General features: G+C 63.0%; 17 protein-coding genes and 1 tRNA gene. All 18 read left to right on the forward strand.

From position 1 onward, the window contains the following. Positions 1-50 precede the first annotated feature (50 nt). The gene (locus R1Z03_RS10400) at positions 51-1,211 is read left to right on the forward strand and encodes a pyridoxal phosphate-dependent aminotransferase (protein WP_317359357.1); all 1,161 of its coding nucleotides are present in this window, start codon (positions 51-53) and stop codon (positions 1,209-1,211) included. 121 nt (positions 1,212-1,332) lie between these two features. Continuing rightward, complete coding sequence (rpsO, locus tag R1Z03_RS10405) at positions 1,333-1,596, forward strand: 30S ribosomal protein S15 (protein WP_317359360.1); 264 nt, start codon at positions 1,333-1,335, stop codon at positions 1,594-1,596. Between the two features lie 206 nt (positions 1,597-1,802). Next, on the forward strand, positions 1,803-4,046 hold the full coding sequence (gene pnp / locus R1Z03_RS10410; RefSeq protein WP_284405986.1) for a polyribonucleotide nucleotidyltransferase: 2,244 nt from the start codon (positions 1,803-1,805) through the stop codon (positions 4,044-4,046). A gap of 91 nt (positions 4,047-4,137) precedes the next feature. Further along, entirely contained in the window at positions 4,138-5,130 is a 993-nt protein-coding gene (locus tag R1Z03_RS10415; RefSeq protein WP_317359363.1) for an NAD(P)H-quinone oxidoreductase, read from the forward strand. Next, a complete protein-coding gene (gene tpiA / locus R1Z03_RS10420) occupies positions 5,127-5,870 on the forward strand; it encodes a triose-phosphate isomerase (RefSeq protein ID WP_317359365.1) in 744 nt (247 codons plus the stop codon). Before R1Z03_RS10415 ends, tpiA begins: the two co-directional genes overlap by 4 nt. Before the next feature lie 41 nt (positions 5,871-5,911). Next, entirely contained in the window at positions 5,912-6,286 is a 375-nt protein-coding gene (gene secG / locus R1Z03_RS10425; protein WP_284395671.1) for a preprotein translocase subunit SecG, read from the forward strand. Positions 6,287-6,407: 121 nt separating this feature from the next. Next, positions 6,408-6,492 (forward strand) — tRNA-Leu (locus R1Z03_RS10430). Positions 6,493-6,564: 72 nt separating this feature from the next. Further along, entirely contained in the window at positions 6,565-6,924 is a 360-nt protein-coding gene (locus R1Z03_RS10435; protein WP_092744429.1) for an NADH-quinone oxidoreductase subunit A, read from the forward strand. Between the two features lie 24 nt (positions 6,925-6,948). Then, positions 6,949-7,428 carry an NADH-quinone oxidoreductase subunit B family protein gene (locus R1Z03_RS10440; protein WP_007849129.1) on the forward strand — a complete coding sequence of 160 codons (480 nt, stop codon included), beginning with the start codon at positions 6,949-6,951 and terminating at the stop codon, positions 7,426-7,428. 10 nt (positions 7,429-7,438) lie between these two features. Further along, on the forward strand, positions 7,439-8,047 hold the full coding sequence (locus R1Z03_RS10445; protein ID WP_317359383.1) for an NADH-quinone oxidoreductase subunit C: 609 nt from the start codon (positions 7,439-7,441) through the stop codon (positions 8,045-8,047). Between the two features lie 27 nt (positions 8,048-8,074). Then, entirely contained in the window at positions 8,075-9,328 is a 1,254-nt protein-coding gene (locus tag R1Z03_RS10450; protein WP_317359385.1) for an NADH-quinone oxidoreductase subunit D, read from the forward strand. Next, positions 9,325-9,882: an NADH-quinone oxidoreductase subunit NuoE gene (nuoE, locus tag R1Z03_RS10455; protein ID WP_317359387.1), complete on the forward strand. Its 558-nt coding sequence runs from the start codon at positions 9,325-9,327 to the stop codon at positions 9,880-9,882. Before R1Z03_RS10450 ends, nuoE begins: the two co-directional genes overlap by 4 nt. Beyond that, entirely contained in the window at positions 9,879-11,234 is a 1,356-nt protein-coding gene (gene nuoF, locus R1Z03_RS10460; RefSeq protein ID WP_317359389.1) for an NADH-quinone oxidoreductase subunit NuoF, read from the forward strand. Before nuoE ends, nuoF begins: the two co-directional genes overlap by 4 nt. Before the next feature lie 15 nt (positions 11,235-11,249). Next, a complete protein-coding gene (nuoG, locus tag R1Z03_RS10465; RefSeq protein WP_317359391.1) occupies positions 11,250-13,388 on the forward strand; it encodes an NADH-quinone oxidoreductase subunit NuoG in 2,139 nt (712 codons plus the stop codon). Beyond that, entirely contained in the window at positions 13,385-14,461 is a 1,077-nt protein-coding gene (gene nuoH, locus R1Z03_RS10470; RefSeq protein ID WP_272567990.1) for an NADH-quinone oxidoreductase subunit NuoH, read from the forward strand. The genes nuoG and nuoH overlap by 4 nt, the downstream gene beginning before the upstream one ends. Before the next feature lie 12 nt (positions 14,462-14,473). Beyond that, a complete protein-coding gene (gene nuoI, locus R1Z03_RS10475; protein ID WP_092744422.1) occupies positions 14,474-14,986 on the forward strand; it encodes an NADH-quinone oxidoreductase subunit NuoI in 513 nt (170 codons plus the stop codon). Between the two features lie 34 nt (positions 14,987-15,020). Continuing rightward, on the forward strand, positions 15,021-15,689 hold the full coding sequence (locus R1Z03_RS10480) for an NADH-quinone oxidoreductase subunit J (RefSeq protein ID WP_317359394.1): 669 nt from the start codon (positions 15,021-15,023) through the stop codon (positions 15,687-15,689). Continuing rightward, the gene (gene nuoK / locus R1Z03_RS10485; protein WP_005793248.1) at positions 15,686-15,994 is read left to right on the forward strand and encodes an NADH-quinone oxidoreductase subunit NuoK; all 309 of its coding nucleotides are present in this window, start codon (positions 15,686-15,688) and stop codon (positions 15,992-15,994) included. Before R1Z03_RS10480 ends, nuoK begins: the two co-directional genes overlap by 4 nt. Positions 15,995-16,007: the final 13 nt, after the last annotated feature.

Here is a 16,007-nt window from a genome sequence, read left to right on the forward strand (position 1 = left end):
ATGGTGGAAGCCGCTACGATGCCCGCTGATCTTTTGCTCTGGAAGTTTCGATGCGCGCTACCGTCATCCACCTTGAAGAATCCAAAATCCGTGAAGTGGCCAACGCGGGAATGGGCCGCAGCGATGTGCTCGCTTTCTGGTTTGGCGAAAGCGATGAGGTCACCCCTGAGCCTGTGCGGCGGGCGGCCATGGAGTCTCTTGGGCGGGGAGAAACCTTCTACTCTCATAACCTGGGGCTGCCCGAGCTGCGCAGCGCGATCGCCTCGTACGCGAGCGCATTGCATGGGCCGATCGCTGCAGACCGGGTGGCCGTGACCTCCGGCGGGGTGAGCGGGCTGATGCTGTCCATGCAAGCGTTGCTCGATCCTGGTGACGAGGTGGTGGCGGTGACGCCGGTGTGGCCCAACCTGACGGCGCAGCCCCAGATCATGGGTGCCCGGCTGCGATGCATTCCGTTGCGTCCCCAGCCGGGAGGCGCATGGGTGTTGGACATGGATGCGCTGCTGGCTGCCATCACCCCCTCCACGCGGTTGGTGATCGTGAATGCACCCAACAATCCCACGGGCTGGACGCTCACGCGCGACGAGCAGCGTCAAATCATTCAGCACTGCCGTACGACGGGTACGTGGATACTGGCCGACGAGGTATACGAGCGGCTCTACTACGACGATCCGTCCAACTCGGTGTGCGCGCCCAGCTTTCTGGATCTGGCAGAGGCTGAGGACCGATTGGTCGTGGTGCAGAGCTTTTCCAAAAGCTTCCTCATGACGGGCTGGCGTCTGGGTTGGCTGGTCATGCCGGCGGAAATGACCCATCACATGGGCAAACTCATCGAGTTCAATACCTCGTGCACCAGTGTCTTCACCCAGCAGGCGGGCATTGCGGCTTTGCAGCATGCGTCAGAAATCACGCCCCGTGTCGTCTCTCATCTTCAGGTGTGCAGGGATGCGTTGGTTCCCTTGCTGCAGGCGCTGCCGGGCATTGAGGTCGCCAGTCCGCGTGGCGGTATGTATGCGTTCTTTCGGCTGCCCGGCCAGGGCGACTCTCTGGATTTGGCCAAGCGGTTGGTGCGGGAAGCCGGTTTGGGGTTGGCACCGGGCAACGCGTTCGGTCTGGAGGCGCAAGGATGGTTGCGTTGGTGCTTCGCTTCCCGCGATCCTGAGCGGTTGGTGCAAGGGGTGCAACGGCTCAAAACATGGCTCGGGGTATAATCGCAGAGTTTTGCATGGTGCAAGACGCACGCTTGTGGCCATTCCAGCCGCTTGCGCAAGTAAGACAGGGGCAGGGCAGCCGTGCGCTGCGACCACCGGCCCCGCAATTCAAGGAAAACCAATGAGCGCATCCTCTAAGGCCGAAGTCGTCAAGGCCAACGCCCGTGCTGCCAACGATACCGGTAGCCCGGAAGTTCAAGTGGCCCTTCTGACGGCCCGTATCAACGAACTGACCCCTCACTTCAAGACCCATGCCAAGGATCACCACGGTCGCCGTGGTCTGCTGCGCATGGTGAGCCGCCGCCGCAAGCTGCTGGACTACCTGAAGGCGAAGGATGCTGAGCGTTATACGGCATTGATCGCCAAGCTGGGTCTGCGCAAGTAAGCGCATTCGCATGCCGAAACGCCTGGGTTAGCACGCTAGCTCAGGCGTTTTTTACTTCGGAGCCGCAAAACAGAGCGAAGCTGTGTCATTCCAATGGCCTTGTTCCATCGAGGAAAAGGGCAGGGCCACTGGAATGGCATCGTGTTCTGAATTGCACTCCTTTGCAGGCTGGTTCTGTGTAGCCAGCGATTAAAAATGGAGCAAACATGAGCATTTTCAACAAAGTCACCAAGTCCTTCCAATGGGGCGACAAGACCGTCGTCATGGAAACGGGCGAAATCGCCCGCCAGGCTTCCGGCGCCGTGCTGGTCAACATCGATGACACCGTCGTTCTGGCCACGGTGGTGGGCTCCAAGACCGCCAAGCCTGGGCAGGACTTTTTCCCCTTGACGGTGGATTACATCGAGAAGACGTACGCTGCCGGCAAGATCCCTGGCAGCTTCTTCAAGCGCGAAGCCAAGCCCAGCGAGCATGAAACGCTCACGAGCCGCCTGATCGACCGCCCGATCCGCCCTCTGTTCCCCGAAGGCTTCTTCAACGAAGTGCACGTGGTCATCCATACGGTGTCGCTGAACCCTGAAGTGGATGCGGACATTGCCGCCATGATCGCCGTGAGCGCTGCGCTCTCCATCTCCGGCATCCCGTTCAACGGCCCGATCGGTGCGGCTCGCGTGGGCTACATCAATGGCGAATATGTGCTGAACCCCGGCCAGACGGCCCGCAAGAATTCCCAGATGGACCTCGTGGTGGCCGGCACCGAAGCTGCCGTGCTGATGGTCGAATCGGAAGCGCAGCAGTTGTCCGAAGAGATCATGCTGGGCGCCGTGGTGTTTGGCCATGAACAAGGCAATATCGCGATCAACGCGATCCACGAACTGGTGCGCGATGCTGGCAAGGCCGTCTGGGACTGGCAGCCGCCAGCCAAGGATGAGTCCTTCATCGGCAAGGTCAACGCCCTGGCGGAAGAAAAGCTGCGCGCGGCTTATCAGATCCGCAGCAAACAGGCTCGCACGCAGGCCTTGCGCGAAGCGACGGCTTCGGTGCTGTCGGCTTTGAAGGCAGAGGGCGCCGAGTTTGACGCGGTCAAGGTCGAGGGCTTGTTGTTTGACATCGAAGCCAAGATCGTTCGCAGCCAGATCCTGGCGGGCGAGCCCCGCATCGACGGCCGCGACACCCGCACGGTCCGCCCCATCGAAATCCGCAATGGCGTGCTTCCCCGCACCCACGGGTCCGCCCTGTTCACGCGCGGTGAAACCCAGGCGCTGGTGGTTTCCACGCTGGGCACCGAGCGGGACGCCCAGCGCATTGACGCACTGGCAGGCGAGTACGAAGACCGTTTCATGATGCACTACAACATGCCTCCCTTCGCCACGGGCGAAGTGGGCCGCATGGGTTCGACCAAGCGCCGCGAAATCGGCCACGGCCGTCTGGCCAAGCGCGCGCTGGTGGCGGTGCTGCCGACCAAGGAAGAGTTTCCCTACACGATGCGTGTCGTGTCTGAGATCACTGAGTCGAATGGCTCCTCTTCGATGGCTTCGGTGTGCGGCGGCTGCCTGTCGCTGATGGATGCCGGCGTGCCGATGAAGGCGCACGTGGCGGGTATCGCCATGGGTCTGATCAAGGAAGACAACCGTTTTGCCGTGCTGACCGACATCCTGGGCGATGAGGATCATTTGGGCGACATGGACTTCAAGGTGGCTGGCACCACGGGTGGCATCACTGCGCTGCAGATGGACATCAAGATCCAGGGTATCACCAAGGAAATCATGCAGGTCGCGCTGGCCCAGGCCAAGGAAGCGCGCCTGCACATCCTGGGCAAGATGCAGGAAGCCATGGGCGAGGCCAAGACCGAGGTCAGCAACTTCGCACCGAAGCTGTTCACGATGAAGATCAACCCTGAGAAGATCCGTGACGTGATCGGCAAGGGCGGTGCGGTGATCCGTGCCCTGACGGAAGAAACCGGCACGCAGATCAACATCGACGAAGACGGCACCATCACGATCGCGTCCACCGACAGTGCCAAGGCAGACGAGGCCAAGCGCCGCATCGAGCAGATCACGGCGGAAGTCGAGATCGGCAAGATCTACGAAGGCCCCATCGTCAAGATCCTGGACTTCGGCGCATTGATCAACTTGCTGCCCGGCAAGGACGGTCTGTTGCACATCAGCCAGATCGCTCACGAGCGTGTCGAGAAGGTGACCGACTATCTGACCGAAGGCCAGATCGTCAAGGTCAAGGTGCTGGAGACGGACGAGAAGGGCCGCGTCAAGCTGTCGATGAAGGCTTTGGCTGATCGCCCCATGGGCGACAGCGGCGGCCGTCCTGCACCTGCAGAGCGGGGGGAGCGCTCGGACCGTGGCGAGCGCCGTGAGCGCCGCGACGGTGCCGATCAGCAGCAACAGCAACAGTCCCTGGCTTCCGGCGAGTCGTCGGGTCAGATGGACGCCTGAGTCCCAGCACGATTGAAATGAGCGCTGCCGGCGCGGGCTTTGTCTGCGCCGGCGCGGTATTCATCTCGACTTTTGTAGCAAGGTGATGGCTATGCGTGTGGTGGAAATCGAAAGCCCGGGCGGCCCCGAGGTTCTGCGTCTGGCAGAGCGTCCGGTGCCCGAGCCAACCCAGGGGGAGTTGCTCATTCGGGTCGCGGCCAGCGGCATTAACCGGCCCGACGTTCTGCAGCGCAAGGGGCACTACGCCCCGCCGCCGGGTGCGTCGGATTTGCCGGGGCTCGAGGTGGCAGGGGTGATCGAGCGGGGCGATCGGGCTGCGATGGACAAGGCCGGCCTCAAGGTGGGAGACCGCGTCTGCGCGCTGGTCGCTGGCGGTGGTTACGCCGAGTACTGCGTAGCACCCGTTGAACAATGTTTGCCCGTGCCGGACGGTTTCACCGACGTCGAGGCGGCCTCGCTGCCGGAAACGCTTTTCACCGTATGGAGCAACGTGTTCGACCGCGGCCGCCTGCAATCCGGTGAAACGCTGTTGGTGCAGGGTGGAAGCAGCGGCATCGGTGTGACGGCCATTCAATTGGGGCGTGCATTCGGCGCCACGGTCATCGTCACGGCCGGCAGCGATGAAAAATGCGCGGCCTGCCTGGAAATCGGTGCACATCACGCCATCAACTACAAGACCCAGGACTTCGTCGCAGAGGTGCAGCGCATTACTGGTGGCAAGGGGGTGGATGTGGTGCTGGACATGGTCGCAGGCGATTACGTCGCCCGCGAGATCGAGTGTCTCGCCGAGGATGGGCGCCTGGTGATCATTGCCGTTCAGGGAGGCATCAAGGCCGAGTTGAACGCGGGTCTCGTGCTTCGCCGCCGTCTCACCGTCACCGGCTCCACGCTGCGGCCTCGGTCCGTGGCGTTCAAAGGCGCGATTGCCCGTGCCCTGCGCGAGCAGGTGTGGCCGTTGCTGGCATCCCGCAAGGTTCGCCCGATCGTGCACAGCACGTTTGCCGCGGCGGAGGCTTCCAAGGCGCACGCGCTGATGGAGTCCAGCCAGCATGCAGGGAAAATTGTTTTGACGTGGACCGCATGAAAAAGAAATTGATTGCCGGGAACTGGAAGATGAATGGCAGCCTGGCTTCCAATCAGGCTTTGGTGAACGCGTTGCGCGAAGGCATGGGGCAACCCGGCTGCGAAGTGGCGGTGGCGGTGCCTGCGCCTTACCTGGCGCAAGTGCAGGCCCTGGCCGACGGCTCCGCTGTTGCAGTCGCCGCGCAGGATGTGTCGGCGCACGAGTCCGGCGCCTACACTGGGGAGGCCTCTGCCGCCATGCTGCTGGAGTTCGGGGTGCGCTATGTGTTGGTGGGGCATTCCGAGCGGCGCCAGTACCACGGTGAAACCGACGAGGTGGTCGCGGCCAAGGCGCAGCGTGCGCTGGCGGCGGGCATCACACCCATCGTCTGCGTCGGAGAAACGCTGGCAGAGCGTGAGGCGGGGCAGACGCAGGCCGTCGTCAAGCGCCAGTTAGCGGCCGTGGTGCACGCGAACGGGCACTGCATCAGCGAGATCGTCGTCGCCTATGAGCCCGTTTGGGCGATCGGTACGGGTCGCACCGCCACGCCCGAGCAGGCGCAGGAGGTCCACGCGGTGCTTCGCGCCCAATTGGCTGCGGCAAGCCCTCAGGCGGATCGCATCCGTTTGCTGTACGGCGGAAGCATGAACGCGGCAAATGCCGCCCAGTTGCTGGCCCAGCCTGATATTGACGGCGGTCTGGTGGGTGGGGCGTCGCTCAAGGCCCAGGACTTTTTGCAAATCATCGCCTCGGCGCAATAAAGACGCCGGCATACAGCTATCAAATTAGGAGTGAATAGAGAATGAATGCGCTTGTGAATGTGATTTTGGCGGTGCAGATCCTGGCTGCGCTGGGGATGATCGGTTTGATCTTGATCCAGCATGGCAAGGGTGCGGACATGGGGGCAGCCTTCGGCAGTGGAAGTTCTGGCAGCCTGTTCGGCGCCAGCGGCAGTGCCAATTTCCTGTCGCGCAGCACCGCAGTGCTGGCAGGGGTGTTCTTCGTGGCGACTCTGGCGCTGGCGTACTTTGGCAATGTCCGTCCCGCGGGTGTTGGCAGCGTGCTGGAAGTGCCTGGGGTGGTGGCGCCTGCTCAGCCTGCTTCCGGCGCGGCTTCCGAAGTGCCTTCGGTGCCCGTGGTGCCTGCCTCCGGCGCTGGGCAGATCCCTACCAAGTAAGAAGAAAAGCGCAAAATTTGATCCTGCTCCTCGGAGCAGGGTTTTTCCGGAGTAGAATCCCGGATTGTCTGGAAAGCCAAAAACCCAACGGGTTCCTCATGCCATCCAGATGCATAAATCAGCCGTCGTGGTGAAATTGGTAGACACGCTATCTTGAGGGGGTAGTGGCGAAAGCTGTGCGAGTTCGAGTCTCGCCGACGGCACCAAAACAAAAGCCCATCCAACACGCCCATCCTGGGGCGTCTGGGTGCAGCTTCAGCGGTGAGCACATCCTCCAGATGAACCTCGATCAGTACCTCCCCGTTCTTTTGTTCATCTTGGTCGGCATCGGTGTCGGCGTCGTCCCGCTGGTGCTGGGCTATGTCCTCGGCCCCAATCGCCCGGATGCGGCCAAAAACTCCCCCTACGAATGCGGTTTCGAGGCCTTCGAAGACGCGCGCATGAAGTTCGATGTGCGCTACTACCTCGTTGCCATCCTCTTCATTCTTTTTGATCTGGAAATCGCCTTCCTGTTTCCGTGGGCGGTTTCGCTCCACGAGGTGGGGCTGACGGGTTTCATTGCCGTTGTCATCTTCCTGGCCATCCTCGTCGTGGGCTTTGCCTACGAGTGGAAAAAGGGTGCCCTGGATTGGGAATGACCGGTCTTCATAAGGAATGACACGATGATTGAAGGCGTGATGAAGGAAGGCTTCATCACCACCAGTTACGACTCGGTGGTGAATTGGGCCAAGACCGGCTCGCTGTGGCCCATGACCTTTGGTCTGGCCTGCTGTGCGGTGGAGATGATGCACGCCGCGGCGGCGCGTTACGACATCGGCCGTTTCGGTGCCGAGGTGTTTCGCGCCAGTCCGCGCCAGTCCGATCTGATGATCGTGGCCGGCACGCTGTGCAACAAGATGGCGCCGGCCCTGCGCAAGGTGTACGACCAGATGTCCGAGCCGCGCTGGGTGCTGTCCATGGGTTCGTGCGCCAATGGCGGTGGCTACTACCACTACAGCTATTCGGTGGTTCGCGGCTGCGATCGCATCGTTCCGGTGGATGTGTACGTGCCGGGTTGTCCGCCCACGGCCGAGGCGCTGATCTACGGGATCATCCAGCTTCAGCAGAAGATCCGCCGCACCAATACCATCGCTCGCGTCTGAAGGGTTGACGATGACTGCCTTTGCTATTCGACCCGAAGCACTTCGGGACGCGATTGCCGCTGCGCTTGGCGACAAAGTGCGCCAGCTTTCGGTGGCGCTGGATGAGGTGACCCTGGTGGTTTCCGCGACGGACTATCTGGCGGCCATGCAGTTGCTGCGTGATGCGCCGGGCTGCCGCTTCGAACAGCTGGTCGACCTGTGCGGCGTGGACTACTCCTCGTATGGCGACGTCGGCGTGGAGGGGTCGCGCTACTGCGTGGTCTCGCACCTGCTGTCGGTCAGCATGAACCAGCGCGTGCGGGTGAAGGTGTTCTGCCCGGATGACGATTTTCCGGTCGTGCCGTCGGTCTCGGACCTCTGGAACTCTGCCAACTGGTACGAGCGCGAGGCGTTCGACCTGTACGGCATCGTGTTCGACGGGCACAGCGACCTGCGCCGCATCCTTACCGACTACGGCTTCATCGGGCACCCCTTCCGCAAAGATTTTCCGTTGTCCGGGCACGTGGAAATGCGCTACGACGCCGAGCAGCGCCGCGTTGTCTACGAGCCGGTCACGATCGAGCCGCGCGAGATCACGCCCCGCATCATCCGCGAAGAAAAGTACGGAGGCCTGCACTGAGGCGCTCGCGCCGAAAAGTGATCCACCATGGCTGAAATCAAGAACTATTCCCTGAACTTCGGGCCGCAGCATCCGGCCGCACACGGTGTGCTGCGTCTTGTGCTCGAGCTGGACGGCGAAGTCGTGCAGCGTGCCGACCCCCACATCGGCCTGCTGCACCGCGCCACCGAAAAGCTGGCCGAGCACAAGACCTTCATCCAGTCGCTGCCCTACATGGACCGCCTGGACTACGTCTCGATGATGTGCAACGAGCACGCCTACTGCCTGGCCATCGAGAAGCTGCTGGGGCTGGACGTGCCCGTGCGTGCGCAGTACATCCGGGTGATGTTCTCCGAGATCACGCGCCTGCTGAACCACCTGATGTGGCTGGGTTCGCATGGCAACGACTGCGGCAGCTCCACCATCCTGATCTATACCTTCCGCGAGCGCGAAGACCTGTTCGACATGTACGAGGCGGTCTCCGGTGCGCGCATGCACGCGGCGTACTTCCGTCCGGGCGGCGTGTACCGCGACCTGCCGGATTCGATGCCGCAGTACAAGGCCAACAAGATCCGCAACGCCAAGGCCATCGAGGCGCTGAACCAGAACCGCAGCGGCTCCCTGCTGGACTTCATCGACGACTTCACGCAGCGGTTCCCGAAGTGCGTGGATGAATACGAAACGCTGCTCACCGACAACCGCATCTGGAAGCAGCGCACGGTCGGCATCGGCGTCGTGACGCCGGAGCGCGCCCTCAATCTGGGCATGACCGGCCCGATGATCCGCGGCTCGGGCATCGCATGGGATCTGCGCAAGACGCAGCCCTACGACGTCTATGACCGCATGGACTTCGACGTGCCGGTGGGCAAGACAGGCGACTGCTACGACCGCTATCTGGTGCGTGTGCAGGAGATGCGCCAATCTAACCGCATCATCAAGCAGTGCGTGGACTGGCTGCGTGCCAACCCCGGCCCGGTGATCACGGACAACCACAAGGTGGCGCCTCCTTCGCGCGAATCCATGAAGTCGAACATGGAGGAGCTGATCCACCATTTCAAGCTCTTCACCGAAGGTTTCCGCGTGCCCGAAGGCGAAGCGTATGCGGCCGTGGAGCATCCCAAGGGCGAGTTCGGCATTTACCTGGTGAGCGACGGCGCCAACAAGCCCTACCGCCTGAAGATCCGCGCGCCCGGCTTTGCCCACCTGGCCACCTTGGACGAAATGGCCCGTGGCCACATGATTGCCGATGCCGTGGCCATCATTGGCACGATGGATATCGTGTTCGGGGAGATTGACCGATGAATACCGAAACGAAGACGGTGGTGCCCGCCGCGTCCCAGATCACCGACGCGACGCTGGCGCGCTTTGCGCGCGAAGTGGCGAAGTACCCCGCGGAACAGAAGCAGTCGGCCGTCATGGCCTGCCTGGCCATCGTCCAGCAGGAACTGGGCTGGGTCAGCACCGAGAACGAGGCCGTGATCGCGAGCTACCTGGGCATGCCCCAGATCGCCGTGCACGAAGTCACCACGTTCTACAACATGTACAACCAGCAGCCGACGGGCAAGTACAAGCTCAACGTCTGTACCAACCTGCCGTGCCAGCTGCGCGATGGCCAGAAGGCGCTGCATCACCTGGAAAAGAAACTGGGCGTGGCCATGGGCGAGACCACGGCCGATGGCCTGTTCACGCTGCAACAGTGCGAATGCCTCGGTGCCTGCGCCGATGCGCCCGTGATGCTGGTCAACGACCGCACCATGTGCAGTTTCATGGACAACGACAAGCTCGATCAGCTCGTGGATGGCCTGCGCCAAGCCGAAGGCGTGGCATCCGCGGCCCGGGCGGAAGGGCAAGCATGACCACCGCTGCGCAGATCCTGTCGCAATTTCAGGCGACGGGCGTTCAAACCTGCTTCCACGACCGCCACATCGATCCGCAGATTTATGCGGGCCTGGATGGCACCAACTGGAGCCTCAAGGACTACGAGGCACGCGGTGGGTATGTCGCCCTGCGCAAGATTCTGGAGCAGGGCGAAGGCGTGGGCCTCACCCAGGACCAGGTCATTGCGACCGTCAAGGAATCGGGCCTGCGTGGCCGTGGCGGTGCGGGCTTTCCCACCGGCCTCAAGTGGAGCTTCATGCCCCGCTCGTTCCCTGGCCAGAAGTACCTCGTCTGCAATTCCGACGAAGGCGAGCCGGGCACCTGCAAGGACCGCGACATCCTGCAGTTCAACCCGCACATCGTCATCGAAGGCATGATCATCGCGGCTTACGCGATGGGCATTTCCGTGGGCTACAACTATATCCACGGCGAAATCTTCCAGACCTACGACCGCTTCGAAGAGGCGCTCGAAGAAGCACGCGCGGCGGGCTACCTGGGCGACAGGATCCTGGGTAGCGCCTTCAGCTTCCAGCTGCATGCCGCCCATGGTTTCGGTGCCTACATCTGCGGCGAGGAAACCGCATTGCTGGAGTCGCTCGAAGGTAAGAAGGGCCAGCCGCGCTTCAAGCCGCCATTCCCTGCGAGCTTCGGCCTCTACGGCAAGCCCACCACGATCAACAACACCGAAACGTTTGCCGCGGTGCCCTGGATCATTCGCAACGGCGGTGCGGCCTATCTGGCCTGCGGCAAGCCCAACAACGGCGGCACCAAGATCTTCTCGGTTTCCGGCGACGTGGAAAAGCCCGGTAACTACGAAGTGCCCATGGGCACTCCGTTCGCCAAGCTGCTGGAACTGGCGGGTGGCGTGCGCAAGGGCCGCCAGCTCAAGGCCGTGATTCCCGGCGGATCGTCCGCTCCGGTGCTGCCAGCGTCCGTCATCATGGAATGCACGATGGACTACGACTCCATCGCCAAGGCCGGCTCCATGCTGGGCTCGGGCGCCGTGATCGTGATGGACGATTCGCGCAGCATGGTGGAGAGCCTGTTGCGCCTGTCGTATTTCTATTCGCATGAATCGTGCGGACAGTGCACACCGTGCCGCGAAGGCACCGGCTGGATGTGGCGCGTGATCGACCGCATCCAGCACGGCGAAGGCCGCGACGGCGATCTGGACTTGCTCAATTCAGTGGCCGACAACATCCAGGGCCGCACCATCTGCGCCCTGGGCGATGCCGCCGCCATGCCGGTGCGCGCCATGATCAAGCACTTCCGCCCGGAATTCGAAGCGCTGATCCGCAACAAGACCCCTCAGGCGTCTGCCTCTGCCTGATCGCGAGAAAAGCATATGGTTGAAATCGAACTGGACGGGCAGAAGGTAGAAGTCGCCGAGGGCTGCATGGTGATGCATGCAGCCGAGAAGGCGGGTACTTACATTCCCCATTTCTGCTATCACAAGAAGCTTTCCATCGCCGCCAATTGCCGCATGTGCCTGGTGGACGTGGAGAAGGCTCCCAAGCCGATGCCGGCCTGCGCCACGCCCGTGACGCAAGGCATGATCGTGCGCACCAAGAGCGACAAGGCCATCAAGGCCCAGCAGTCGGTCATGGAGTTCCTGCTCATCAATCACCCGCTGGACTGCCCGATCTGCGATCAGGGCGGAGAGTGCCAGCTGCAGGATCTGGCGGTGGGCTACGGCGGCTCTTCTTCGCGCTACGAAGAGGAAAAGCGTGTGGTGTTCCACAAGGACGTGGGTCCCCTGATCTCCATGGAGGAGATGACCCGCTGCATCCATTGCACCCGCTGCGTGCGCTTCGGCCAGGAAGTGGCCGGCGTGATGGAGCTGGGCATGATCCATCGCGGCGAGCATTCCGAGATCACCACGGTGCTGGGCGATACGGTCGACTCTGAGCTGTCGGGCAACATGATCGACATCTGCCCTGTGGGCGCGCTGACCAGCAAGCCTTTCCGCTACAGTGCCCGGACCTGGGAGCTGTCGCGCCGCAAGTCGGTGAGCCCGCACGATTCCACCGGCGCCAATCTCATCGTCCAGGTGAAGAACCACAAGGTGATGCGCGTCGTTCCCTTCGAGAACGAAGACGTCAACGAGTGCTGGATCGCCGACCGTGACCGCTTCTCCTACGAAGCCCTCAATGGAGACGAGCGCTTGACGCGTCCGATGCTCAAGCAGGGCGGCCAGTGGAAGGAAGTCGACTGGCAGACCGCGCTGGAATACGTGGTCAATGGGCTGCAGGGCATCCGCACCGACCATGGCGCCCAGAGCATCGGCGCTCTGGTGAGCCCGCACAGCACGCTGGAAGAGTTGTTCCTCGCCGGCGCGCTCGTGCGCGGCATCGGCAGTGACAACATCGACCACCGCCTGCGCAATGCCGAGTTCACCGAGGCCGATGGCATCCATTGGCTGGGCACGAGCATCGCTTCGCTGTCCTCGCTGCAGTCGGTGCTGGTCGTGGGCTCGAACCTGCGCAAGGACCACCCGCTGTTCGCCCAGCGCATCCGCCAGGCTGCACGCAAGGGCTGTACCGTGAGCGCCCTCAACGCCGCGGCCTACGACTGGGCTATGCCCGTGGCGCAGTCCATCGTGGCGCCAGCCCAGGACTGGGCTGCAGTCCTGGCCGATGTGGCCGCCGCCGTGGCGCAGGACCGCGGCGTGGCTGCCCCCGTGGCCACCGGCCGTGTGACCGAAGCCTCTGCCGGCATGGCCCGTGCATTGGCTTCGGGCGAAGGCCGAGCCATTCTGCTGGGCAACGCCGCTGCGCACCATGCCCAGGCCTCGAGCCTGCTGGCGCTGGCCCAGTGGATCGGTGCCCAGACGGGCGCGGTGGTGGGCTACCTCACCGAAGCCGCCAACACGGTGGGCGCGCAGTTCGTCGGCGCACAGCCGCAGAAGGGCGGCCTGAACGCCGGCCAGATGCTGGCGGGCGGTCTCAAGGCGGCGCTGCTGCTGAACACCGAACCCGTCCATGACTCCGCCGCAGGTGCACAGGCAGCGGCTGCGCTGTCAGGTGCCGAGATGGTCGTGACGATGAGCCCTTTCAAGGCCAACATGGAATTCAGCGATGTGCTGCTGCCCATCGCGCCGTTCACCGAAACCTCGGGCACCTTCGTCAATGCCGAAGGCCGCCTGCAAAGCTTCCATGCCGTAGTCAAGCCGCTGGGCGATGCCCGTCCCGCGTGGAAGGTGCTGCGGGTGCTGGGCAACCTGCTGGATGTGCAGGGCCTCGACTTCGAGACCTCTCAGGACGTGCTGGCGAAAGCCACGGGTGCGACGGTGACCGCTCCGCTGGCCCAACTGCCTGCCGAACGCCTGAGCAACAGCACGCGCGCCGCCATCGCCGTGCCCGCCGATGCGGGTGCCGCTCCGGTCGTGGCCAGCATCTACCAGCTCGACGGGCTGGTTCGCCGTGCGCCGTCGCTGCAGTTGACGGCCGATGCACGCCGCGCCGCTGAAGGAGTTGCCGCATGATCGACGCGCTGTACAACGGCGGCCTGCACCTGTTCGCCCAGTCCTGGTGGACGGCTGCGGTGTGGCCGGTGATCTGGAACCTGATCAAGATCGTGGCCATCGTGGCCCCCCTGATGGGCGCCGTGGCCTACCTCACGCTGTGGGAGCGCAAGCTGCTCGGCTTCATGCAGGTGCGCCATGGTCCCAACCGGGTTGGCCCGTTCGGGCTGCTGCAGCCGCTGGCCGACGGCCTCAAGCTGCTGACCAAGGAAATCATCCAGCCAACGGCGGCCAGCAAGGGCCTGTTCGTGCTCGGCCCGGTCATGGCCATCATGCCCGCGCTGGCGGCCTGGGTGGCGATTCCGTTCGGTCCGGATGTGGCCCTGGCCAACGTGAATGCCGGTCTGCTGCTGGTGATGGCCATCACCTCCATCGAGGTGTACGGCGTGATCATCGCCGGCTGGGCTTCCAACTCCAAGTACGCCTTCCTGGGTGCGCTGCGCGCCTCCGCCCAGATGGTGAGCTATGAAATCGCGATGGGTTTCTGTTTCCTCGTCGTCATCATGGTGTCGGGCAGCATGAACCTGACCGAAGTCGTGATGGGACAGGGCGCCGGCATGGCCGCCGCGAAGGGCTTTGGATTCCTGTCGTGGAACTGGCTGCCGCTGCTGCCGATCTTCATCGTCTACCTCATCTCGGGCGTGGCCGAAACCAACCGCCACCCCTTCGATGTGGTCGAAGGCGAGGCCGAGATCGTGGCCGGCCACATGGTCGAGTACTCGGGCATGGGCTTCGCCATCTTCTTCCTGGCCGAATACGCCAGCATGTGGCTCGTGTCCATCCTGGCCGTGCTCATGTTCCTGGGCGGCTGGCTGTCGCCGGTGGCGGCGCTGGACTTCATCCCTGGATGGATCTGGCTGGGCCTCAAGACCTTCCTCGTGGTGTCCATGTTCATCTGGATCCGCGCGACCTTCCCGCGCTTTCGCTATGACCAGATCATGCGGCTGGGCTGGAAGATCTTCATTCCGGTCACGCTGGTGTGGCTGCTTATCGTTGGCGCGTGGCTGCACTCGCCATGGAACATCTGGAATTGAGCGGGGACACCGATGACTGCTGTTGCTGCTACTGCATCCTTTTCGATCAAGGATTTTTTCAAGAGCTTCATGCTGGTGGAGCTGGTCAAGGGCATGGCCCTGACGGGTCGCTACGCGTTTCGGCGCAAGGTGACCGTTCAGTTCCCCGAAGAGAAGACGCCCCTGTCGCCCCGGTTCCGCGGCCTGCACGCGCTGCGTCGCTACGACAACGGCGAAGAGCGCTGCATCGCCTGCAAGCTCTGCGAAGCCGTGTGCCCGGCACTGGCGATCACCATCGAGTCCGATGTGCGTGCGGACGGTTCGCGCCGCACCACGCGCTATGACATCGACCTGACCAAGTGCATCTTCTGCGGCTTTTGCGAAGAAAGCTGCCCGGTCGACTCCATCGTCGAGACGCAGATCCTGGAATACCACGGCGAAAAGCGCGGCGACCTGTACTTCACCAAGGACATGCTCCTGGCCGTGGGGGACCGCTACGAGGCCGAGATCGCTGCAGCCAAGGCGGCCGACGCCAAGTACCGCTGAGCGCGGCTCCAGAACCCCTACAAAGACCCGATTCATGGACGCCAAGACTGGTTTCTTCTATCTGTTCTCGGTCGTGCTGCTCTTTGCAGCCTTCCGGGTCATCACCGCGCGCAACCCTGTGCATGCGGTGCTGTATCTCATCCTCGCGTTTTCGCAGGCGGCCGCCATCTGGCTGCTGCTGAAGGCGGAGTTCCTCGCCATCGCCCTGGTGCTGGTGTACCTCGGCGCGGTGATGGTGCTCTTCCTCTTCGTGGTGATGATGCTGGACATCCACATCGACTCCATCCGGCAGGGCTTCTGGCGGCACTTTCCGCTGGCGGCTTTCATCGGCGCGCTGATCGCCCTGGAAATGGCGGCCGTGCTGATGGGGGGCTTCCGCGGCATGGATGAGCCCAAGGCGGTGGCGGCCGTGGTCGATGCGGCGGGCCATGTGCTGCCTTACTCGAACACCAAGGCGCTGGGCAAGCTGCTCTACACCGAGTACCTGTACCCCGTCGAGATCGCAGCGGTCATCCTGCTGGTGGCGATGATCGCGGCCATCGCGCTCACCCTGCGCCAGCGCAAGGACAGCAAGGCGATCAACCCATCGCAGCAGATCCGTGTGCGCGCCAGCGACCGTGTGGAGCTGGTGAAGGTCGCCGCGACGCAAAAGCCTGCAGAGGAAGCAGCGGCGACGCCCGCTGCCGAGGAGAAGAAGGCATGACATTGACCCTGGGCCATTTCCTGTCGCTGGGCGCGATGCTGTTCGCGCTCGCCGTCATCGGCATCTTCCTGAACCGCAAGAACCTGATCGTGCTGCTGATGGCGATCGAGTTGATGCTGTTGGCCGTGAACATGAACTTCGTCGCGTTCTCGCACTACCTGGGCGACATGCACGGCCAGGTGTTCGTGTTCTTCATCCTGACGGTCGCCGCGGCAGAGTCGGCCATCGGCCTCGCGATCCTGGTGCTGCTGTTCCGCAACAAATCCAGCATCAACGCGGAAGACCTCAACACCCTCAAGGGTTGAGTCGCCGGTACTA

The organism is Acidovorax sp. BLS4 (assembly GCF_032929295.1).
Lineage (GTDB): Bacteria > Pseudomonadota > Gammaproteobacteria > Burkholderiales > Burkholderiaceae_C > Paracidovorax.